This window comes from Mesorhizobium sp. BH1-1-5 (assembly GCF_020165615.1).
Taxonomy (GTDB): Bacteria; Pseudomonadota; Alphaproteobacteria; order Rhizobiales; family Rhizobiaceae; genus Mesorhizobium.
In genome coordinates this window covers 1-19,816 of sequence record NZ_JAIUIM010000041.1, presented here as the reverse complement: position 1 = coordinate 19,816, position 19,816 = coordinate 1, and the positions used below count along the sequence as shown (strand labels likewise).

The following is a 19,816-nucleotide window of genomic DNA, read 5'->3' as shown; positions in this document are numbered from 1 at the left end:
CCTGGGCGCCCTATCGAACCGCGTCGAGCGCCTGCCGCTGGCGGTGCATTTCGAGGAAGATGCGGTAGTCGCGGTCGAAGCGGGCGCCGGCTTCCTTGTTGGGGGCGCGGGTCTTGCCGCCCTGCTGCATGGCGACGCAGGCCGCGTTGAGATCGCCGTAGATACCGGCGGCGGTCGCCGCCACCATGCCGGTGCCGAGCAGCACCGCCTCGTCGGCCAGCGGCTCGACCACCGTGCAACCGGTGGCGTCGGCATAGAGCTCCATCAAAAGCGGGTTCTTGGTGTGGCCGCCGGTGACATGCAGCGTGTCGATCAGATAGCCGTTCTCGTTCAGCGCCTCGAGCACATGGCGCACGCCGAGCGCGATGCCGACGGCGGTGCGCCAGTAGAGCTTGCACAGGCTGTCGAAGGAGGAATCGAGCGTCAGGCCGCTGATCACGCCGACGGCATGCGGGTCGGCGAGCGGCGAACGGTTGCCGTGGAAGTCCGGCAGTACATGCAGCCTTGCGGCCAGCGCATCGCCGTCCTCGGCGCGCAGCTCGGCGACGCGCCCGGCGATCTTCATATGCATGGCCGCGTCCGGCTCGCCGCCGGCGCCATGCCAGCGGATGATGTGATCGAGCAGCGCGCCGGTGGCCGACTGGCCGCCTTCCGACAGCCACAGCGTCGGCAATGCGGCGCCGAAATAGGGACCCCAGACGCCGGCAAAGGGCTGCGGGTCGGGCGACATGGCCATGACGCAGGACGATGTGCCGGCAATCAGCGCCAGATGCCGGCCGATGTCTTTCTCGTCGCCGGCAAAGCCGCCCAAGACGCCGAGCGCGCCGGCATAGGCGTCGATGACACCAGCGCCCACGCGGCATCTTTCGGTCAGGCCTAGCTCGGTTGCCGCCAGCCGCGTCAGCGGGCCGATATCGGCGCCGACGGGGCTTGCCTTTTCCGGCAGGTTGCCATGCTCGAACAGATCGCCGAGGCCGACCAACTCGAAGAAATCGCGCCGCCAGCTTTTTTCCTCATGCGCGAGATAGGTCCATTTCGCCGTCAGCGTGCATTGCGAGCGGGCGAGCGAGCCCGATGCCTTCCAGGTCAGGAAATCGGCGAGATCGAATAGATAGCCGGCTTCATTCCATGTGTTCGGCAGATGGCGCTTCAGCCACATCAGCTTCGGCGTTTCCATCTCCGGCGACATCACACCGCCGATATAGTCGAGCACGGCGTGACCGCTCGTCGTGCATTCGTCGGCCTCGGCGATGGCGCGATGATCGAGCCACACCATCGTGTCCCAGCGCTGCTCCCCGGTGACCGAAACGCTGAGCTGGCCGCCCTGCCTGTCGCGCGCGACCAGCGAGCAGGTCGCGTCGAAAGAGATGCCGGCGACATCGCCGGCGGCGACGCCGGATTTCTGCAGCGCGGCCCGCACGGATTTGCACACCGCCGACCAGATGTCTTCCGAATCGTGCTCGGCATGATCGGGCTTGGGCTGATGCATGGCGATCGGATGATCGGCGCGGCCGAGCAGGTTGCCACGCGCGTCGAGAATGCCCGCGCGAGCGCTCCCGGTGCCGACATCGACCGCGCAAACGAAACTCTTCGTCAAGATGCTTTGTCTCTCGCTCCCAGGCCTGCAATCAGATCGGGCAATTGCAGCATGTCAGCGAATATAGAGTCCGGTTCCGTCGACGCAAGCCGCGCCTTCAGCGCCGGATTGGAGGCATGCGAGCCGCCGGTGAAAGCAAGCACCCGCATGCCGGCCGCGCGCGCCGCGGCAACGCCTGCCGGGCTGTCCTCGATCACCAGGCACTTGCGCGGATGCGCCCGCATCGAGGCGGCGGCATGGAGAAAAAGATCGGGGGCCGGCTTGCCGCGCTTGACCATGGCGGCGCTGAACAGATGCGGCTCCAGCAAGGGCAGCAGGCCGGTGACGTCGAGCGCATAGCGGATGCGCTCCAGCGTGCCGGACGACGCGACGCAGCAGGGCAGGCCGAGCTTGGGCAGAACATCCTTGACGCCCGGGATCGGCTTCAATTCCTCGCGGAATTTGCGCATCAGCTCGACGCGCATGGCCGTCAGATGCCGGTCGCTGATTTCCAGTCCGAAGTCGCGGCCGAGGATCTCGCGCACGCTCTTCATGCTCTTGCCGAGGAAGTGCTCGTAGGCGGCGTCCTCGCTGACCGTGCCGCCGGCGAGCTCGATCATGTTGAGCAGCGCCGACACCGAAAGCGCCTCGCTGTCGACCAGCACGCCGTCACAGTCGAAGATGACCAGTTCCGGCGTCATGGCTGTGCTTCCAACTATGCAAGGAAAAGTGTGAGCGGTTTTCCGTCCGGAATTGCGTCAAAGAGATTTCAGAGCTTGCCGGCGAGATAGCGCGTCAGGGTTTCGCGCGCGCCGTGCGCCCACAGCGCCTTCAAGGCATGGGCGAAGGCCTCGGCGAAGACGGGTGAGCGGCCGACATCGCCATAGATGTCCTCCATCGCCAGCCAGGCCTTCGGGTCGTCCTTCGCCGCCTTCGCGGTCGCCTGCATGCGGTCCCAGCTCGGGTCGTTCGGCTCGATGACGGCGCCGCTGTCGGTGGTGCCGAAGCAGTAGCGGCACCAGAGCGCGGATTCCAGCGCGAGGCCGGCGACGCCCTTGCCCGCCTTCAGCCGGTCGGCGATCGTCGGGATGATGAATTTCGGCTGGCGGTTGGAACCGTCGAGGCAAAGCCGGCGGATGGTGTCGCCGATCTTGGGATTGGAGAAGCGGCGCTCGATGAGCTGGTAATACTCCTCCAGATCGGTGTTGGGCACCGGCGGCACGGTCGGGATGATCTCATCATGCTCGAGCTTCGACAGGAAGGCCCGCACCAGCGGCTCCTGCATGCCTTCATGAACGAAATGGATGTCCATCAGCCCGGCCGGATAGGCGATGGTGGCGTGGCCGCCATTGAGGATGCGGATCTTCATCAGTTCGTAGGGCGAGACATCCTTGACGAACTGCACGCCGACCCTTTCCAGCGCCGGGCGGCCGGCGGTGAAACGATCCTCCAGCACCCATTGCTTGAACGGCTCGCAGAACACCGGCCAATTGTCCTCGAGCCCGAAATCGTCGGCGAGGATCTTGCGCTCGCGGTCGCTGGTAGCCGGCGTGATGCGGTCGACCATGCCGTTCGGGAACGCGACCTTGTCCTCGACCCATTTGGCGAGATCCTCGTCGATCAGCCGTGCCAGGCCTATGACGCCGTCGGAGGTGACGTGGCCGTTGTGGGGGATGTTGTCGCAGGACATCACGGTGAACGGCACGATGCCATCGGCGCGCCGGCGCAGCAGGCCGGCAAGGATGATGCCGAAAACGGTTTTCGGCGTTGCACCCGGCTGCGCGTCGGCAACGATGTCGGGATGGGCCGGGTTGAACTTGCCGGAAGCCGGATCGATGAAATAACCGCCTTCAGTGATAGTCAGCGACACGATCTTGATCGCCGGATCGGCAAGCCGCTCGATGATCGCGGCCGCGTCCCCAGGCGTCAGGAAATCGATCATGGCGCCGGTGACGCGGGCGCTCATGTGACCCTGGTCCTGCTCGACGACGGTGGTCAGCCAGTCCTGTTCCTGCAGCTTGGAACGGCCGATCTTCTCGCCTTCGAACACGCCGGCGCCGATCAGCGCCCAGTCATGACCCTCGCCGGTGCCGAACAGGTCGTCGAGATAGACCGCCTGGTGCGAGCGATGGAAGTTGCCGACGCCGAAATGGACGATGCCGGCCTTGAGGGCGGAGCGGTCGTATTTCGGGCCGGCGACCTTGGCCGGCAGCTTGGCGAGGTTCGAGGAGGAGAGTTTCACGGTCATCTCATTTACCCTTTGGCCGATCTGCAGCCCGACTGATTACGCCTCCTGCGAGAGAGCGAGGATGAGGGGCAACACCCGGTGTTCCAGTATGCTGCCCCTCACCTGCCCCGCGGCGTCTTCTCCGGAGGAAAGAAGAGAAGCGCCTCCCCCTCACATTCCCGTCAACTCATCCCCATCAACTCATCCATTGCCCGCCATCGACATTGTAGGTCTGGGCGACAATGTATTCGGCCTCGTCGCTGGCGAGGAAAACCGCCATGCCGGCGAGGTCTTCCGGCTTGCCCATGCGGCCATACGGAACGCCTTCGCCGACCAGCCGCCTCTTTTCGCCTTTCGGCCGGTTCTCGTATTTGGCGAACAGCGCGTCGACCTGATCCCACATGTCGCTATCGACGACGCCCGGCGCGATGCCGTTGACGTTGATGCGATGCTTGATCAGGTCGAGCCCCGCCGACTGCGTCAGCGAGATGACGGCGGCCTTGGTGGCGCAATAGACCGCGACCAGCGGCTCACCGCGGCGGCCGGCCTGGCTCGCCATGTTGATGATCCTGCCGCCCCGGCCAGCGGCGATCATCGAGCGGGCGGCGGCCTGCAGCATGAACAGCGTGCCGGCGACATTGACCGCGAACAGCTTTTCGTAGCTCGCCTTGGTTATCTCGACGATCGGCGCGAGGTCGAAGATCGCCGCGTTGTTGACCAGCACGTCGAGCCCACCGGTCTTCGCCTCGACCGCTTTCACCGCCGCCTCGATCGAGGATTGGTCGGTGACGTCGAGTTGGACAGCGTAAGCTCGTGGACCGATCGTTTTCGCCGTCGCTTGCGCCGCTTTGAGGTCGATGTCGGCAATCGCCACCGTCGCACCTTCGCGCGCATAGGCTTCGGCGAAGGCCCTGCCGATGCCACGCGCCGATCCGGTGATCAGCGCCGATTTGCCTTTCAGCCTCACTGTCCCGTCCTCACTGGATCAGCGCCTTGCCGTCGGCGCCGAAGCGATGCAGCTTGGCCTTGTCCGGGGTCAGGTAGACGGTGTCGCCATGCCTCACCCCAACCTCGCCATCGGCGCGCACATTGACGGTGCCGATGCCGTCCGCCTGGACGTGCAGGAAGGTGTCGGAACCGAGATGCTCGGCAACGCCGACCGTCGCCTTCCAATCGCCTGACGTGGTCGAGATGTTGAGATGCTCTGGCCGGATGCCGATGGTCTTGGCGCCATACTTTTCCGCCGGCGCGCCTTCGATCATGTTCATCTTGGGCGAGCCGATGAAACCGGCGACGAAGAGATTCTTCGGCGTCTTGTAAAGCTCCATCGGCGAGCCGACCTGCTCGATGTTGCCGGCGTTGAGCACGACGATCTTGTCGGCCATGGTCATGGCTTCGACCTGGTCGTGGGTGACGTAGATCATGGTCGTCTTCAGCTGATGGTGCAGCTCGCTGATCTCGAGCCGCATGGTGCCGCGAAGCGCGGCGTCGAGGTTCGACAACGGCTCGTCGAACAGGAAGGCCGAGGGCTGGCGCACGATGGCGCGGCCGATGGCGACGCGCTGGCGCTGGCCGCCGGACAACTGGCCGGGGCGGCGCTCGAGATAGTTGGTGAGGTTGAGCACGCGGGCGGCGTCCTTGACCTTCTTGTCGATGGTCGCCTGGTCCTCGCCGGCCATCTTCAGCGGGAAGGCGATGTTCTTGGCGACCGTCATATGCGGGTAGAGCGCGTAGGACTGGAAGACCATGGCGAGCTTGCGCTTGGCCGGCGCCTCCTGAGTGACGTCGCGGCCATCGATGGTGATGGTGCCACCGCTGACGTCCTCAAGCCCGGCGATCAGCCTGAGCAGCGTGGACTTGCCGCAACCCGAGGGGCCGACGAACACGACGAACTCGCCGTCCTCGATATTGAGGTCGATATCCGGAATGATCGTCGTCGACCCGAAGGACTTGGAGACGTTCTTGAGCGTGATGTTTCCCATGGTTTCCTCCCGGGGGTAGTCTTCGTCGTCCGCCGCTTGGGCGTTGTTACTTCACGGCGCCAAAGGTGAGGCCGCGCACGAGCTGCTTCTGGCTGAACCAGCCCATGATCAGGATCGGCGCGATCGCCAGCGTCGAGGCCGCCGACAGCTTTGCCCAGAACAGGCCTTGCGGGCTGGAGAAGGAGCTGATGAAGGCCGTCAGCGGCGCGGCATTGGTGGTGGTGAGCCGGATGGTCCAGAACGCTTCATTCCAGGCCAGGATGATGTTCAAGAGCATCGTCGAGGCAATACCGGGAACCGCCATCGGCGTCAGCACATGGATGATCTCGTTCCACAGCGAGGCGCCGTCCATGCGCGCCGCCTCCAGGATCTCGCCCGGGATCTCGCGGAAGTAGGTGTAGAGCATCCAGACCACGATCGGCAGGTTGATCAGCATCAGCATGATGGTGAGGCCGATGCGGCTGTCGAGCAGGCCGGTGTCGCGGAAGATCAGGTAGATCGGGAACAGCACCGCGACGGCCGGCATCATCTTGGTGGAGAGCATCCACATCAGGATGTCCTTGGTGCGCTTGGTCGGCGAAAACGCCATCGACCATGCCGCCGGGACCGCGACCAGGAGAGCCAGGACGGTCGAGCCGACCGACAGGATCACCGAGTTCAGGAAGAACTTGAAATAACCGCTCTGCGCCTGCACCTCGGCGTAGCTTTCCATGGTGCCCGACGGGATCAGGGCAAAGCCCTGGATCGCCTCCTGCTCGGACTTGAACGAGGTGATGATCGTGTAAAGGATCGGAAAGAAGATCAGCAGGGCGACGATCCAGGCCGCGGCCGTGGCGATCGTCTTGTGCTGGGTGGTGACTGCGCGTGCCATCTTGTCCTCCCTTATTTGTCGAGGTTCTTGCCGACGGCGCGCATGGCGAAGAAGGCAACGATGTTGGCGAGAATGACGGCGATCACGCCACCGGCGGATGCCTGCCCGATTTTGAACTCCAGCAGCGCCTTCTGGTAGACGAGGAAAGGCAGGTTGGTGGAGGCGTAGCCCGGGCCGCCATTGGTGGTGACCAGGATCTCGGCATAGATCGAGAGCAGGAAGATCGTCTGGATCAGGATGACGACGGTGATGGCGCGCGACATGTGCGGCAGCGTCAGATAGATGAAGCGGCTGATGAAGCCGGCGCCGTCCATCTCGGCCGCCTCCTTCTGCTCGCCGTCGAGCGACTGCAGCGAGGTCAGCAGGATCAGCGTTGCGAAGGGCAGCCATTGCCAGGCGACGATGATGATGACCGCCGTCAGCGGGTGCTGCCCGAACCAGTCGATCGGCTGGGCCCCGAAGAAGCGCGCAATGTCGGCGAAGACGCCGTATTGCGGATGCATGATCATGTTCTTCCAGACCAGCGCCGCCACCGGCGGCATGACGAAGAACGGCGAAATGACCAGGATGCGCACGATGCCCTGGCCCCAGATCGGCTGGTCGAGCAGCAGCGCAAGAAGGATGCCGCCGATGATGGTGATCAGCAGGACCGCCACAACGATGGTCAGCGTGTTGAGAATGGCGGCGAAGAACGCCGGATTGTCGTAGAACAGCCTGTAGTTGGAGAAGCCGACAAAGCCGTCACGGATCGGGTTCAGCGGATTGTATTGCAGGAACGAGAACCACAGCGTGAAAGCCAGCGGCACGATCATCCAGACGAACAGCAGGATCACCGATGGCGCCATCATGAAACGCGCGAGCGAACGGGTTTGCTGAGTAGCCATGACGGTCACCCTCCCAAGGTCAGCCGGATTTTCAGAGTTGTGCCAGAATTTTCCCGATTTTGAAGGGTGGCCGCCCGAACTGGGTTTCGGACGGCCACCTGCCGGTCATGATGCGCGACCGGCCTTCGGCACCGGGAGGAGCCTTACTTGATGTAGCCGCCTTCGGTCATCGCCGCGGTGGCTGCGTCCTGGGCCTGCTTGAGCGCGTCGTCGACGCTCGACTGGCCGGCAAGGGCGGCCGAGAAGAGCTGGCCGACAGTGGTGCCGAGACCCTGGAATTCAGGAATGGCGACGAACTGCACGCCGACATAGGGCACCGGCTTGACGGTCGGATGCGTCGGGTCGGCGGCGTTGATGGAGTCCAGCGTCATCTTCGCGAAAGGCGCTGCCTTCTGGTACTCCGCATTGGCGTAGAGCGAGGAGCGCGTGCCCGGAGGAACGTTGGCCCAGCCTTCCTTCGAGGCGACCAGCTCGGCATAGTGCTTGCTGGTTGCCCAGGAGACGAACTTCTCGGCGGCATCGGCCTTCTGGGTGCCGGCGGGGATCGCCAGCGACCATGCCCACAGCCAGTTGCCGCGCTTGCCGAGGCCATTGTCGGGGGCCAGAGCATAGCCGACCTTGTCGGCGACCTGCGAGGCCTTCGGATCGGAGACGAAGGACGCCGCGACGGTGGCGTCGATCCACATGCCGCACTTGCCCTGCTGGAACAGCGCCAGGTTCTCGTTGAAGCCGTTGGACGAAGCGCCTTCCGGACCGTCGGCCTTCATCAGGTCGACATAGAACTGCAGCGTGTTCTTCCATTCGGGCTGGTCGAACTGCGGCTTCCAGTTCTCGTCGAACCAACGGGCGCCGAAGGAGTTCGACATGGCGGTGAGGAAGGCCATGTTCTCACCCCAGCCGGCCTTGCCGCGCAGGCACACGCCGTTCACGCCATTGGCGCGGTCGGTCATCTTGTCGGCGGCCTGCTTGATGAAGTCCCAGGTCGGCGCGTCGGGCATCTTCAAGCCCGCCTTCTCCATCAGGTCCTTGCGGTACATGACGAAGGAGCTTTCGCCGTAGAAGGGCGCGGCATAGAGCTTGCCGTCGACCGAAAGGCCGCCGGCGATGGCCGGGATGATATCCTTGACGTCGTAGTCGTCGCCGAGCTTGTCGAGCGGCAGAAGCCAGCTCTGCTTGGCCCAGATCGGAACCTCGTAGGTGCCGATGGTCATGACGTCGTATTGGCCGCCCTTGGTGGCGATGTCGGTGGTGACGCGCTCGCGCAGCACGTTTTCTTCAAGCGTGACCCAGTTCAACTGGATGTCGGGGTTGGCCTTGGTGAAGTCGTCCGTCAGCTTCTGCATGCGGACCATATCGCCATTGTTGACGGTGGCGATGGTGATGGATTCGGCATGCGCGGCGAAAGCGAGAGCGCTGGCCGACAACAGGCCCAGGGTGAGCGTGCGAAGTTTCATCAAATTCCTCCCATAAACCAAGATGAGCATTTGCCTTGGCTTTGGGCAATTACTCACTTGGAGTGAATTATGTCAAGGAGGAATCGATGCTGCAGCGCAGCAGAAATGACGCAACGTGACCCGTCCGGCGACGTGGCCGGCCTGCTGGAAGGGGGAACTTGGAGTGGCCGGCTTACGGGCAGGCGATCTCGGCCAGGATCCAATCGCGGAAGGCGCGTATCTTCGGCACGTTGCGGCGCGCCGTCGGATAGACCAGCCAATAGGCATGGCCGTCGTCGCCGACGAGATCGAAAGGTTGGACCAGGCGGCCGTCGGCGATCTCATTCTTGAACAAGGCCCTGGTCAGGATCGCCACGCCATGGCCGGCCATCGCCGCGTTCGCCTCATAGGCCTGCGCGCCCATGCTGGAGCCGGGCCGCTTAGCGAGGTCATGCCCGGCAACGCCGGCGGCCTCGAACCATTGCGACCACCAGATGTCGCCGGGATCGAGGATCGGCAGGCGCAGCAGGTCGGCCGGCTCGCTGACGCCGCCGATGCTCGCCGCGAGCCTGGGGCTCAGCATCGGCGTGAAATCGGCGTCGAGCAGCTTATGCGCCTCCAGGCCCGGCCACTTGCCGCCGCCGGAGCGGATGGCGAGATCGACGTCCTCGCGCGCGAAATCGGTCAGGCGGCTCGACGTGTCGCCCCCCACGGCAAGCGCGGGATGCTCGAGTTGGAACGAGCCCAGATGCTGCGCCAGCCAGTTCGAGGCGAAGGTCAGCACGGTGGTGACGCAGAGCAGGCCGTCGGCGCCGCCGCGCGCCGCGGCATAGGCCTGGCCCAGGATGGAAAAGGCCTCGCTGACGGCGGGCGCCAGGCGCTGGCCGGGCTCGGTCAACTCGATCTGCTTCGGCCTGCGCAGGAAAAGCGGCCCGCCGATGCGCTCCTCGAGCAGCTTGATCTGGTAGCTGGCAGCCGCCTGGGTCATGCCCAGTTCCTGCGCCGCCTTGGTGAAGGACAGGTGCCTTGCCACCGCCTCGAACACCCGGATCGCCTGCAGCGGCGGCAGCGGCGCAAGCTGCGGGGGCTTCAGATCGGGCATAAAACCTCCTTATGGGTCATGATCGAGGTTTAATTGGAAGGACGAACCAGCCAACCCGATATTTGGGGTCGACGATCAATCCAGTTCAAGCACTAGAGCGCTTCACCGTTTCACAGAAACGGTAAACCGCTCTAACTCTTTGATTTTACGCAATTCCGGACGGAAAACCGCTCACACTTTTCCTGGAATTGCTCCAACGAAGGCTGAAGATCATGACCACGATCCCGGAAAAGCTCGTTTCCACCCCGGCGCAAGGCTGGTTTTTCACGCTGGTGCGGGAATTTGCAAGGTTTTCGGGCCGCAGGCGCGGCTATATCGATGTTCGGGAGCTATCCGAGCATCTGCAGCGCGACATGGGTTTCCTCGACGGCAACGATCCGCGCGGGCCCTCGCAATAGGCGGCTGTTTTTATCGGCAGTCAGCCTGCGAGCAGCGCCGCGGCCGTCCGTTCATCGGTGATGAGGCCGTTGACCAGCCGGCGATTGACCGCCGCCAGAATGCCCGGCAGCTTGCGTTCGCCCATGGCCAAGGCGATGACCAGCGACTTCTCCCGCGACGGCAAGGCGGCCGATGAGACACGGTCGTTGGTGATGCCTTCGATCATGCGGCCTTCGCGGTCGAACACCCAGCCGACGATCTCGGCGATGCCGCCGGCCTTCTGCAGCGCCTTCAACTCGCTTTCGGAGATGAAGCCGTCCTCATAGAGCGGCGCCTTCGGACCGAGATCGCCGATACCGATAAAGGTGACGTCGGCCTCGGCGGCCAATGCCAGGGTCGGCTGGATCATCGGCTGGTTGAGCAGCATCTCGCGCTCTTCCGGCGAGGAGGCGATGACCGGCAGCGGCATCGGGAAGGACCGCGCCTTGACGCGGTCGGCCATGGTAAAGATGACGTTGTAGAAGGCGGCCGAGCCGTCGGGCGAGATGTTGCCGGTCAAGGACACGACCTTGTGCTGCGGACATTCCATCGGCGGCAGCTGCTCGATCGCCGCCTTCAGCGTGCGCCCGGTACCGATCGCCATGACGATGGGGGCTTCCGAGCGCAGCCGGCGCTCGATCTCTGCCGCTGCCGCCTCGGCGATGCCGATCGTCGTCGAGTTCGACGTCGGATCGCTCGGCACCACTTCGACAAGGTCGAGCGCGAAGCGTGACTTCAGCCGCGCGGCGAGGTCGAGGCAGTTGGCGATCGGATGATCGACGCGTACCTTGATCAGGCCCTCCGACATGGCGAGCGACACCAGCCGCTGCGCCGTCTGCCTGGAGATGCCTAATTTGGCGGCGATCTGGTCCTGCGTGTTGCCGGCAACATAATAAAGCCAGCCGGCGCGCGCGGCGTCGTCCAACCTGGTGCTGCCGGTTTCCTGTCGCGAATTCACGTCCTGCCTCCCCGCCCGCGAGAATGCTGAAACGGGCGCCATAGCTTACAGCGAATACGCCGACGCGCAATTGTCTATCGAAAGGGCAATTGCTTGGAGGCATCCATGCCACCCGAAAGTCGATGCATCGCTTGCCCAACCATTCGCCGGCGGGACGGTTTATCTCGACTGGGAAACGTACTAAAGCGCGTCGCGATCTTTCAGATTCGCTCCATGCGCTTTAGTTTTTGTTTTGCGCATGTCTTTGTCCCGAAACCGGTTACCACTTTCGGGAGACATGCTTTAAGGGGATCGGCGAAGGAGCCGCGCATGACGCCGAAAGCCGTTTTCTGGGATATGGACGGAACGCTGGTCGACAGCGAGCCGCTGCATGAGGCTGCCCTTGTGGCGGCGCTGCGCAGCGTCGGCGTCGCGCCGCCGCACGACCTGCATGAGCGCGTGCTGGGTATCGCCGCTTGGCCGGTCTACGAGATGCTGCGCGACGAGTTCGGCCTCGACCTGCCGTTCGACGACTGGATCGTGCGCAAATACGATCACTATCTGCCGATGGCCGAGACGCTGAAGCCGCGTCCCGGCGCGATCGAAGTGTTCAACGAATTGCGCGCGCTCGGCGTCGAGCAGGCGGTGGTGTCGAATTCCGACCGGCTGATCGTCGACGCCAATCTGCGCGCCGTCGGCCTCACCTATCCGGGCATGATGACGGTCAGCCGCAACGACGTGATCGACGGCAAGCCGCTTCCCGAACCCTTCCTGCGCGCCGCTTATCTCGCCGGCGTCGATCCGGCAGATGCGTTTGCCGTCGACGACAGCCTGACCGGCGCCATGGCCGGGCTGGCGGCCGGCATGAAGACGATCTTCTGGCCGGAAGCGCCGATGGAAGGTCCGCCCGGCGCCATCGTCATCAACAGCGCCGCGGAGTTGCGGGCGCAGTTGGGGCTCTAACCGCAGGCGTCGGCGCTGCCCCTCATCCGCCTGCCGGCACCTTCTACCCGTGAACGGGGAGAAGGAAGGAGCTTCAGTTCCGGTAGACCGGCTCTTCCTCGTCGAGGATCGCCTTCAGCTCGGCCAGATGGCGCTCGGCCTGGCCGGGGTAATCGTCCATTTCGCGCGCGGTCTTCTCGGCGATCTCGTCGGAGAGCGTGCGCAGCGGCCGGCCGGTCCACAGCGCCTTGATGTAGGTCTCGGCGGCGCGCTCGAAATAGAACATGCGGTTGAAGGCGTGGGCGACGGTGTCGCCGATGACCATGACGCCGTGATTGCCCATGACCATCACCTTGACCTTGGGGTCGGTGAGAAGCTGCGAGCAGCGCTCGCCCTCCTCCTCGAAAGCCAGCCCGCCATAGTTGGCGTCGACGACATGGCGGTTGAAGAACATGGCGGAGTTCTGGTCGACCGGCGGCAGCGTCGAATCGGCGAGCGAGGCGAGCACCGTGGCATGGATCGAATGGACATGCATGGCGCAGCGCGCATGCGGGACATTGCGGTGGATGGCGCTGTGCAGGCCCCAGGCGGTCGGATCGGGCGCATTGGGACCGGACAGCGTTTCGGGATCGTTGGCGTCGATCAAAAGCAGGTCGCTCGCCTTGATGCGCGAGAAATGCACCTGGTTCGGGTTCATCAGGAATTTGGTGCCGTCCTCGTTGACCGACAGCGAAAAGTGGTTGGCTACCGCCTCATGCATGTTGAGCCGGGCGGTCCAGCGGAAGGCGGCGGCGAGGTCGACCCGCTCCTCATAATAGGGCAGGTTGCTCAGCGGTTCCTTGTGCAGGCGGGCAAGGCTCATCGAAAATCCTCCTGTTTGGGTGAGAATGCCGTGCCCGACGGCTGCCAGCAACCGCAAACTGGTAGGTCAGCGGCTCAGGCAGCAGGCCGTTCCGACTGCAGCCCGCCATGCTCGACGATGAAGTCGATCACGTCCTGCAGACCCTTGCCGCGCGACAGGTCGGTGAAGCCGAAGGGCCGCTTGCCGCGCATGCGGCTGGCATCGGACTCCATGATTTCGAGGTTGACGTTCACATAGGGCGCTAGATCGCTCTTGTTGATGATCAGGAAGTCCGAGCGGGTGATGGCCGGGCCGCCCTTGCGAGGGATTTCCTCGCCCTGGCAGACCGAGATGACATAAAGCGTCAGATCGGCAAGGTCGGGCGAGAAGGTGGCGGCGAGATTGTCGCCGCCGGATTCGATGAAGATGATGTCGAGGTCGGGGAATTTTTTGTTCAGCTCGGCAATCGCCCGCAGGTTGATCGAAGCGTCCTCGCGGATGGCGGTGTGCGGGCAGCCGCCGGTCTCGACGCCGACGATGCGTTCTTCGGGCAATGCTTGCAGCCGCGCGAGCATCATCGCATCCTCCTTGGTGTAGATGTCGTTGGTGACGACGGCGATGGAGAAGTCGTCGCGCAGCGCCTTGCAGAGCTTTTCGGTGAGCGTCGTCTTGCCGGAGCCGACCGGGCCGCCGATGCCGATGCGAAGAGGGCCGTTTTTCGACGTCATGCCGGGAACTCCGAGATAGCGAGAACTGCAAAGCCCAACCCGATCAACAGGCAGAGCGGCGAATAGAGACGCTGGTCGAGCCGCGCGAAAGGCTGGTCGGGCGCGAGCCGGCGCCACCAGGGCGTGAAGCCGGCAATGCCGCGACCGAGGAAGACGAGGCCGATCATCAATGCGGTGGCCGCCAGGCCCTCTCTCGGAAAGGGCGTCGCAAAGACACCCGCGAGCGCCAGCGGCCAGAGCGTCGCGAGCGTGAGGCACGCGGCGACGGCAAAACTCGCGAAGGACGACGGCATCTCGTCGACGCCGCGGAAACCGACCACGGCGCGCGCGCAGGACGCCTGGTCCGTGCCCGGCCAGATGCCGCCTATGCCCCAATAGACATGCAGCGTGGTGATCAGGAGCAGGACGAAGGAGAGGGTGACGGCAAGCACGATCATGAGCGGAACAGCCTGGAGTATTGCGTCTCATGCTGCATCGCCGTGATGTCCGACATGAAGGCCGCGCCACCGAGATCGTCGAGCGTCGAGGCGGCGGCGCGCGATGCAGTCATCAGCGCCAGAGATTCGAAGCCGGCTAACAATTGGACGGCGTCGGCCTGGCCAACGACGCCGAGCCTGATCGCCGCCTGCACGAGATTGGAGAAGAAAGCCTGGAGGAAGGCGGACAGCGCCTGCGAAAGATCGATGCCGCCGCTCCCGGCAACAGCGCCGACTGCCACGCAATAGGGGCAATCGGCCGGCAAACGCTGCAGCACCGGAGACGGCCAGGCGGACGCCGCCTGGAGAAAGGCCGTGCCCTGCAGCATGGTTTCGAGATGACGCTCCCGCGAGCCGGCAATCGCCTCGGCCAGCGCGGCGACTTCCGCCAGATCACCACCGTCGCGCGCGCGGCGCCAGCTTTCGGCGAACAGCACGGCATCGTTCCAGCCCGAGCCGACCTCGACCAGCGTCTCCAGCCAGCCGGCCAGATCCTCGCGATTGGCGATCAATCCAGCGTGCACGGCGTACTCGAGGCCATGGCTGTAGGCGAAGCCGCCGACCGGAAAGGCCGGCGACAGCCAGGCCATCAGCCGCAGCAGAGCGACGCTGGAAAGCCGCTCAGTCATGATGATGATGGTGACCGTGGTCGTGGTGATCATGCGCGTGATCATGGCCATGGTCATGATCATGATGGTCGTGCGAATGGCCATCGTGGCCGGAATAGGCACCGCGCACCGGACTGAATGGCTGCGATACTTCGTTCACCGTGGCGCCGAGGCCTTCCAGCATCGCCTTGATGACATGGTCGCGCAGGATGAGGATGCGGTCCGCCTCGATAGCCGCCGCGAGATGGCGGTTGCCGATGTGCCATGCAAGCTCGGTGAGATGAAGGGTGTCGCGGGCGCGGATGTCGTAGACCTCCTCGGGCGCCGCGACGATCTCGAGCTGGCGGCCGTCCTCCAGCACCAGTCGGTCGCCATTGGCTAGTACGACCGGTTCGGGCAGGTCGACCAGCACCTTGTCGCCCGCCGCGGTCTCGATGGCGCGGCGGCGCAGATGACGCTCGTCATGGGGCAGCACAGCCTTATCGTAGGGCGTCGCCGAGCCAGCTTCGCCGGCTAGCAGCACCGAGACGGCGCGTGGGAATTTGGTGAAATCGGTGTTGATGTTGAGCTTCATTTCATGGCTCCGCCATTAGCTTGGGCGCGGGCACGAGCGGGTCGCGACAGCACACGGTCGAAATAAGCATTCATCGGGTCCGACTCGATCGGGAACCGGCCGGCGCGGGCCCAGCCGCCCATGTCGCCCAGCAAGACGTCGACGGCCGAAAAGCGGTCTCCCAAGGCAAAGGGCTTGTCGCCAAGCCGGCGGTCCAGCGCCTTTATTTCGGAGGCGAAATCATAGGCCGCGGCCGGCCCGACATCGACGCGAACATCCTTTGGCAACAGGAAGCGGTGGCGCAGCTTGTTCCACAGTGGCGCTTCCAATTCGCTCTGGGCGAAGTGCATCCAGGAGTCCATCTCGGCGCGGCCGGCGAGACCAGGGTTCGCGCCCATGCCCTTATCGGCGTGCTTGTCCGCCAGATAGACGCAGATTGCCGCCGAATCCGTAACTTCGATATCGCCGTCGATCAGGATCGGCACTTTGCCGGAGGGGTTGAGCGCATAGGCTTCCGGCGAGCGCAATTTGACCTCGACGAACGCGTAGGGCTGCTCGAGCTCCTCGAGCATCCAGAGCACCCGGCTGACGCGGGAGCCGCGCGATCCGACGGCCTTGTACATGGTTGAACCTTGCTTTTCCGAGACCCTAGACCATACGCAACGTCAGCCCAATGCCGCTCAGACGATGGTGTCGAAGAGCCGCAGGATGAAGGATATCTGGTAGATCAGCGCGGCCGCGACGAAGGCGATATGGAAGCGGCGATCGCGCACCAGGATCGCGATCAGGCAGAGCGCCACGAAGACCGGCGTGCGGAACAGATATTCGTTGCCGAAGCGGGCGAAATGCTCCGGCCCCTTGAGCAGGGTGTCGATGACGTCGAGCAGATAGGTCGCCGCCAGCAGCCCGAAGAACCAGGCGCGGCGCGAATAAAAGTAATCCTCGTAGCTGGTGTAGTCGAGCATCGAATCCGGAAACAGCAGCGCGCACATCAGGAACAGCGTGATGGCGTAGAAGATGATGAAAAGATATTTGCCGAAGGTCCAGTTCTCGATGGCGTAGAGGCCGAACTCCCACCACCAGAAATGCACCATCATCAACAGCACCGACGCGACCCAAGCGAGATGCACCACGTAGAGCCGGTACTGGCCGGGATGCTGGACAAGGCGGGCGACCCCCGACAGCAGCCGGGTGACGCCAAGGCCGATCACCATGCCCATGACGATGCGGATATGCGGGAAGATGTCGTGCGGAGAGGCGATTTCGGTGGCCATGGCCTACTGACAGGGCTCTCAATGCTGGGAGGCCAGCCAACGGGCCGACGCAAAGTGATGTTTCATTCGCGGATAAGTTTGTCCGATGACCAGGGAATGCCGGGGAAAAAATCATGATCGAGAATTTGGCTGATCGTGTACGGGCAATCGACGGGAAAATCCCGCTCTCTCAGACCGGTCTCGTCGGCCGCTTTCAACTTCGCTATTTTGAATTCCTGACCAAGTTGTTTTCCTGGATAGGTTTTCAGGCTAGGACTCTCATCGAGTAGATTTTCGATCCGAAATCGCTGTTCGTGGATCGTCGCCAACCAACCGGTTTTGCGTTTTTCAGGCTGAAATTCCCATTTGAGCAAATGCTGGAGCAAGGTGCCCAATCTGCTCGCAATTTCCCTCTTGTCGCTCCGCCCCAGGCTCTCGATCTCCTCGGCAAGATTCTCGCGATCGAGGTCAGAGAGACGACCTTCGCGCAATAGTGCGCCCTGCTCGGCGCACCACACAGCATAGTCGGTCTCGTAGGGTGTAGACTTATGCCGGCGCTGTATTTGGATCTTGTTCATAGTCGCATAATGCGCCGTTTTCGATCTCAAGCCAACCGTAGCTGCGCCGGCCCACGATTCAGTATCAGAACAGGAAATACCGCTGCGCCATCGGCAGCACGGTCGCCGGCTCGCAGGTCAACAACTCGCCGTCGGCCCGCACCTCATAGGTTTCGGGATCGACCTCGACATGCGGCGTGGCGTCGTTGAGCACCATGGAATGCTTGCCGATGCCGCCGCGTGTGTTCTCGACCGCGATCATCGCCTTGTCGACGCCCAGCCTGCCTTGCAGGCCGGCGTCGAGCGCCGCCTTCGAGACGAAGGTGACCGAGGAGTTGGTCAGGGCCTTGCCGTAGGCGCCGAACATCGGCCGGTAATGCATAGGCTGCGGTGTCGGGATCGAGGCGTTCGGGTCGCCCATCGGCGCCGCGGCGATCGAGCCGCCGACCAGCACCATCTCCGGCTTGACGCCGAAGAAGGCCGGGTTCCACAGCACCAGATCGGCGCGCTTGCCGACCGTGATCGAGCCGATCTCCTTCGACAGGCCATGCGCGATCGCCGGATTGATCGTGTATTTGGCGATGTAGCGGCGGACGCGGAAATTGTCGTTGTCGCCGGTCTCGCCGGGCAGCGCGCCGCGCTGGCGCTTCATCTTGTCGGCGGTCTGCCAGCAGCGGATCGCCACCTCGCCGACACGGCCCATGGCCTGGCTGTCGGACGAGATGATCGAGAAGGCGCCGAGGTCGTGCAGGATGTCCTCGGCGGCGATGGTCTCCTTGCGGATGCGGCTCTCGGCGAAGGCGATGTCCTCGGGGATCGACGGCGACAGATGGTGGCAGACCATCAGCATGTCGAGATGCTCGGCCAGCGTGTTGACCGTGTAGGGCCTCGTCGGATTGGTCGAGGACGGGATGACGTTGGGCAGGCCGCAGACCTTGATGATGTCGGGCGCATGGCCGCCGCCGGCGCCCTCGGTGTGGAAGGCGTGGATGGTGCGGCCCTTGATGGCGGCAACAGTGTTCTCGACGAAACCGGACTCGTTCAGCGTGTCGGTGTGGATCATCACCTGCACGTCATAGTCGTCGGCCACCGACAGGCAGCAGTCTATTGCCGCGGGCGTCGTGCCCCAGTCCTCGTGCAACTTCAGCGAACAGGCGCCGGCCAGCACCATCTCTTCCAGCGCCGCCGGCTTCGACGCATTGCCCTTGCCGGACAGGCCGATATTCATCGGGAAAGCGTCGAAGGACTGGATCATGCGCGCCATGTGCCAGGGGCCTGGTGTGCAGGTGGTGGCCAGCGTGCCATGCGCGGGACCCGTGCCGCCGCCAAGCATCGTCGTGATGCCGCTCATCAGCGCTTCCTCGATCTGCTGCGGGCAGATGAAATGAATATGCGCGTCGAAGCCGCCGGCCGTCAGGATCTTGCCTTCGCCGGCGATGATCTCGGTGCCGGGGCCGATGATGATGGTGACGCCGGCTTGCGTGTCCGGATTGCCGGCCTTGCCGATCGCCGCGATGCGACCGTCCTTCAGGCCGATATCGGCCTTGACGATGCCTAGGAGCGCATCGACGACAAGCGCGTTGGTGATGACGGTATCGACCGCGCCGCCCGCCCGTGTGACCTGGCTCTGGCCCATGCCGTCGCGGATCACCTTGCCGCCGCCGAATTTCACTTCCTCGCCATAAACAGTGAGGTCCTTCTCGACCTCGATGAAGAGCTCGGTGTCAGCAAGCCGCACCTTGTCGCCGACCGTCGGGCCATACATCTGCGCATAGGACGCGCGGGTTATCCTGGCCATCAGCGATTGCTCCCGGAATTCAGGTTGCCAAAAACAAGGTTGCCAAAAGTAAGCTTGTCTGAGCCAGGGCTGCACATTGTCGCCATCCAATGGTCACGCAATGACCCGTTCGGCGACACCTTGCGCGCCCATTTGGCGGTTGAGGTGCGCGAGTCAGCCCAAAATGACCGTTTGCCAAACCGTTGGCCAAATTGATGATGGAAGGAATATCCATGCGCAAAACGATAGTCATCGCCGCCGCCACCTTGATGATGGCGGGCACTGCCGGCGCCCAGCAGCAGCCGACGCCGCAGCCCAGCCCGGCGCCGACCGCGCCCGCTCAGGCCACGCCGAAGGGCCAGCCCACGGTGCCGGCGATCCAGAGCGTCAACATCGTCGACATCACCGAACTGCCCAAGGACACGCAGACGCAGGTCAACCAGATCGTGGCGCAGCGCGGCGACGCCGGGCTGCAGACCTTGCGCAAGTCGATCGACGCGACGCCCAAGGTGAAATCCGCGCTCGAAGCCAAGGGCGTCAGCTCGGCGCAGGTGATCGCCGCCAGCATGCAGCCCAACGGCGCGCTGACGCTGATCACCAAGAAGGCCAGCTGATTGCGCGCCCTGGCGGGCCGCCTTGCGGGGCCCCCACC

22 protein-coding genes are annotated in these 19,816 nt (G+C 63.9%); 3 read left to right on the top strand and 19 right to left on the bottom strand.

Annotated features, from left to right (window positions below):
- Window positions 1-10: 10 nt before the first annotated feature.
- From LB572_RS32520 to LB572_RS32480, 9 genes are all read right to left on the bottom strand, one after another.
- On the bottom strand, window positions 11-1,597 hold the full coding sequence (locus LB572_RS32520; RefSeq protein ID WP_224670663.1) for an FGGY-family carbohydrate kinase: 1,587 nt from the start codon (window positions 1,595-1,597) through the stop codon (window positions 11-13).
- Complete coding sequence (locus tag LB572_RS32515; RefSeq protein ID WP_140802157.1) at window positions 1,594-2,277, bottom strand: HAD family hydrolase; 684 nt, start codon at window positions 2,275-2,277, stop codon at window positions 1,594-1,596. The genes LB572_RS32520 and LB572_RS32515 overlap by 4 nt, the downstream gene beginning before the upstream one ends.
- A 68-nt stretch (window positions 2,278-2,345) precedes the next feature.
- Window positions 2,346-3,824: a mannitol dehydrogenase family protein gene (locus tag LB572_RS32510; RefSeq protein WP_224670662.1), complete on the bottom strand. Its 1,479-nt coding sequence runs from the start codon at window positions 3,822-3,824 to the stop codon at window positions 2,346-2,348.
- A 175-nt stretch (window positions 3,825-3,999) separates the two neighbouring features.
- On the bottom strand, window positions 4,000-4,770 hold the full coding sequence (locus tag LB572_RS32505; RefSeq protein WP_224670661.1) for an L-iditol 2-dehydrogenase: 771 nt from the start codon (window positions 4,768-4,770) through the stop codon (window positions 4,000-4,002).
- A 10-nt stretch (window positions 4,771-4,780) separates the two neighbouring features.
- Window positions 4,781-5,785, bottom strand: coding sequence for an ABC transporter ATP-binding protein (locus LB572_RS32500; RefSeq protein ID WP_224670660.1), 1,005 nt, complete (start codon window positions 5,783-5,785; stop codon window positions 4,781-4,783).
- Between the two features lie 46 nt (window positions 5,786-5,831).
- Window positions 5,832-6,656, bottom strand: coding sequence for a carbohydrate ABC transporter permease (locus tag LB572_RS32495; protein ID WP_140802153.1), 825 nt, complete (start codon window positions 6,654-6,656; stop codon window positions 5,832-5,834).
- An 11-nt stretch (window positions 6,657-6,667) separates the two neighbouring features.
- Entirely contained in the window at window positions 6,668-7,540 is an 873-nt protein-coding gene (locus LB572_RS32490) for a carbohydrate ABC transporter permease (protein ID WP_140802152.1), read from the bottom strand.
- A gap of 143 nt (window positions 7,541-7,683) precedes the next feature.
- Window positions 7,684-8,994 (bottom strand): ABC transporter substrate-binding protein, encoded by a 1,311-nt coding sequence (locus tag LB572_RS32485; RefSeq protein WP_140682453.1) that lies wholly within the window; start codon window positions 8,992-8,994, stop codon window positions 7,684-7,686.
- 172 nt (window positions 8,995-9,166) lie between these two features.
- Window positions 9,167-10,075, bottom strand: a complete 909-nt coding sequence (locus tag LB572_RS32480) for a LysR substrate-binding domain-containing protein (protein WP_224670659.1) — start codon at window positions 10,073-10,075, stop codon at window positions 9,167-9,169.
- Window positions 10,076-10,287: 212 nt separating this feature from the next.
- On the opposite strand from LB572_RS32480, the gene LB572_RS32475 reads away from it, so the two are divergent.
- Window positions 10,288-10,473 carry a hypothetical protein gene (locus LB572_RS32475; protein WP_224670658.1) on the top strand — a complete coding sequence of 62 codons (186 nt, stop codon included), beginning with the start codon at window positions 10,288-10,290 and terminating at the stop codon, window positions 10,471-10,473.
- Between the two features lie 20 nt (window positions 10,474-10,493).
- Here LB572_RS32475 and LB572_RS32470 read toward each other — a convergent pair whose 3' ends face one another.
- A complete protein-coding gene (locus LB572_RS32470) occupies window positions 10,494-11,450 on the bottom strand; it encodes a sugar-binding transcriptional regulator (RefSeq protein ID WP_140802149.1) in 957 nt (318 codons plus the stop codon).
- 309 nt (window positions 11,451-11,759) lie between these two features.
- Here LB572_RS32470 and LB572_RS32465 point away from each other — a divergent pair, with 309 nt between their 5' ends.
- A complete protein-coding gene (locus LB572_RS32465; RefSeq protein WP_140802148.1) occupies window positions 11,760-12,392 on the top strand; it encodes an HAD family hydrolase in 633 nt (210 codons plus the stop codon).
- A gap of 73 nt (window positions 12,393-12,465) precedes the next feature.
- Here the strand turns inward: LB572_RS32465 and LB572_RS32460 are convergent, their stop codons facing one another.
- The 9 genes from LB572_RS32460 to ureC form a co-directional block, all read right to left on the bottom strand.
- On the bottom strand, window positions 12,466-13,233 hold the full coding sequence (locus LB572_RS32460; protein WP_224670657.1) for a class II aldolase and adducin N-terminal domain-containing protein: 768 nt from the start codon (window positions 13,231-13,233) through the stop codon (window positions 12,466-12,468).
- Between the two features lie 74 nt (window positions 13,234-13,307).
- Window positions 13,308-13,940 (bottom strand): urease accessory protein UreG, encoded by a 633-nt coding sequence (gene ureG, locus LB572_RS32455; protein WP_224670656.1) that lies wholly within the window; start codon window positions 13,938-13,940, stop codon window positions 13,308-13,310.
- Window positions 13,937-14,377 carry a DUF3995 domain-containing protein gene (locus LB572_RS32450; RefSeq protein WP_224670655.1) on the bottom strand — a complete coding sequence of 147 codons (441 nt, stop codon included), beginning with the start codon at window positions 14,375-14,377 and terminating at the stop codon, window positions 13,937-13,939. Before LB572_RS32450 ends, ureG begins: the two co-directional genes overlap by 4 nt.
- A complete protein-coding gene (locus LB572_RS32445; RefSeq protein WP_412033616.1) occupies window positions 14,374-15,090 on the bottom strand; it encodes an urease accessory protein UreF in 717 nt (238 codons plus the stop codon). The genes LB572_RS32450 and LB572_RS32445 overlap by 4 nt, the downstream gene beginning before the upstream one ends.
- Window positions 15,038-15,598 (bottom strand): urease accessory protein UreE, encoded by a 561-nt coding sequence (locus tag LB572_RS32440; RefSeq protein WP_224670654.1) that lies wholly within the window; start codon window positions 15,596-15,598, stop codon window positions 15,038-15,040. The genes LB572_RS32445 and LB572_RS32440 overlap by 53 nt, the downstream gene beginning before the upstream one ends.
- On the bottom strand, window positions 15,595-16,200 hold the full coding sequence (locus tag LB572_RS32435) for a glutathione S-transferase family protein (protein WP_224670653.1): 606 nt from the start codon (window positions 16,198-16,200) through the stop codon (window positions 15,595-15,597). The genes LB572_RS32440 and LB572_RS32435 overlap by 4 nt, the downstream gene beginning before the upstream one ends.
- 57 nt (window positions 16,201-16,257) lie before the next feature.
- Window positions 16,258-16,851, bottom strand: coding sequence for a hypothetical protein (locus LB572_RS32430; protein ID WP_224670652.1), 594 nt, complete (start codon window positions 16,849-16,851; stop codon window positions 16,258-16,260).
- 62 nt (window positions 16,852-16,913) lie between these two features.
- Window positions 16,914-17,408, bottom strand: coding sequence for a DUF29 domain-containing protein (locus LB572_RS32425; RefSeq protein ID WP_140802141.1), 495 nt, complete (start codon window positions 17,406-17,408; stop codon window positions 16,914-16,916).
- A gap of 64 nt (window positions 17,409-17,472) precedes the next feature.
- A complete protein-coding gene (gene ureC / locus LB572_RS32420) occupies window positions 17,473-19,185 on the bottom strand; it encodes an urease subunit alpha (protein WP_140802140.1) in 1,713 nt (570 codons plus the stop codon).
- A gap of 212 nt (window positions 19,186-19,397) precedes the next feature.
- Here ureC and LB572_RS32415 point away from each other — a divergent pair, with 212 nt between their 5' ends.
- On the top strand, window positions 19,398-19,778 hold the full coding sequence (locus LB572_RS32415; RefSeq protein WP_224670651.1) for a hypothetical protein: 381 nt from the start codon (window positions 19,398-19,400) through the stop codon (window positions 19,776-19,778).
- Window positions 19,779-19,816: the final 38 nt, after the last annotated feature.

Coding starts and splice junctions, on each gene's coding strand:
- LB572_RS32515 (WP_140802157.1), bottom strand. CDS start 2,277: ATGACGCCGGAACTGGTCATCTTCGACTGTGACGGCGTGCTGGTCGAC.
- LB572_RS32510 (WP_224670662.1), bottom strand. CDS start 3,824: ATGACCGTGAAACTCTCCTCCTCGAACCTCGCCAAGCTGCCGGCCAAG.
- LB572_RS32500 (WP_224670660.1), bottom strand. CDS start 5,785: ATGGGAAACATCACGCTCAAGAACGTCTCCAAGTCCTTCGGGTCGACG.
- LB572_RS32495 (WP_140802153.1), bottom strand. CDS start 6,656: ATGGCACGCGCAGTCACCACCCAGCACAAGACGATCGCCACGGCCGCG.
- LB572_RS32490 (WP_140802152.1), bottom strand. CDS start 7,540: ATGGCTACTCAGCAAACCCGTTCGCTCGCGCGTTTCATGATGGCGCCA.
- LB572_RS32485 (WP_140682453.1), bottom strand. CDS start 8,994: ATGAAACTTCGCACGCTCACCCTGGGCCTGTTGTCGGCCAGCGCTCTC.
- LB572_RS32480 (WP_224670659.1), bottom strand. CDS start 10,075: ATGCCCGATCTGAAGCCCCCGCAGCTTGCGCCGCTGCCGCCGCTGCAG.
- LB572_RS32475 (WP_224670658.1), top strand. CDS start 10,288: ATGACCACGATCCCGGAAAAGCTCGTTTCCACCCCGGCGCAAGGCTGG.
- LB572_RS32465 (WP_140802148.1), top strand. CDS start 11,760: ATGACGCCGAAAGCCGTTTTCTGGGATATGGACGGAACGCTGGTCGAC.
- LB572_RS32460 (WP_224670657.1), bottom strand. CDS start 13,233: ATGAGCCTTGCCCGCCTGCACAAGGAACCGCTGAGCAACCTGCCCTAT.
- ureG (WP_224670656.1), bottom strand. CDS start 13,940: ATGACGTCGAAAAACGGCCCTCTTCGCATCGGCATCGGCGGCCCGGTC.
- LB572_RS32450 (WP_224670655.1), bottom strand. CDS start 14,377: ATGATCGTGCTTGCCGTCACCCTCTCCTTCGTCCTGCTCCTGATCACC.
- LB572_RS32445 (WP_412033616.1), bottom strand. CDS start 15,090: ATGATCACGCGCATGATCACCACGACCACGGTCACCATCATCATCATG.
- LB572_RS32440 (WP_224670654.1), bottom strand. CDS start 15,598: ATGAAGCTCAACATCAACACCGATTTCACCAAATTCCCACGCGCCGTC.
- LB572_RS32435 (WP_224670653.1), bottom strand. CDS start 16,200: ATGTACAAGGCCGTCGGATCGCGCGGCTCCCGCGTCAGCCGGGTGCTC.
- LB572_RS32430 (WP_224670652.1), bottom strand. CDS start 16,851: ATGGCCACCGAAATCGCCTCTCCGCACGACATCTTCCCGCATATCCGC.
- LB572_RS32425 (WP_140802141.1), bottom strand. CDS start 17,408: ATGAACAAGATCCAAATACAGCGCCGGCATAAGTCTACACCCTACGAG.
- ureC (WP_140802140.1), bottom strand. CDS start 19,185: ATGGCCAGGATAACCCGCGCGTCCTATGCGCAGATGTATGGCCCGACG.
- LB572_RS32415 (WP_224670651.1), top strand. CDS start 19,398: ATGCGCAAAACGATAGTCATCGCCGCCGCCACCTTGATGATGGCGGGC.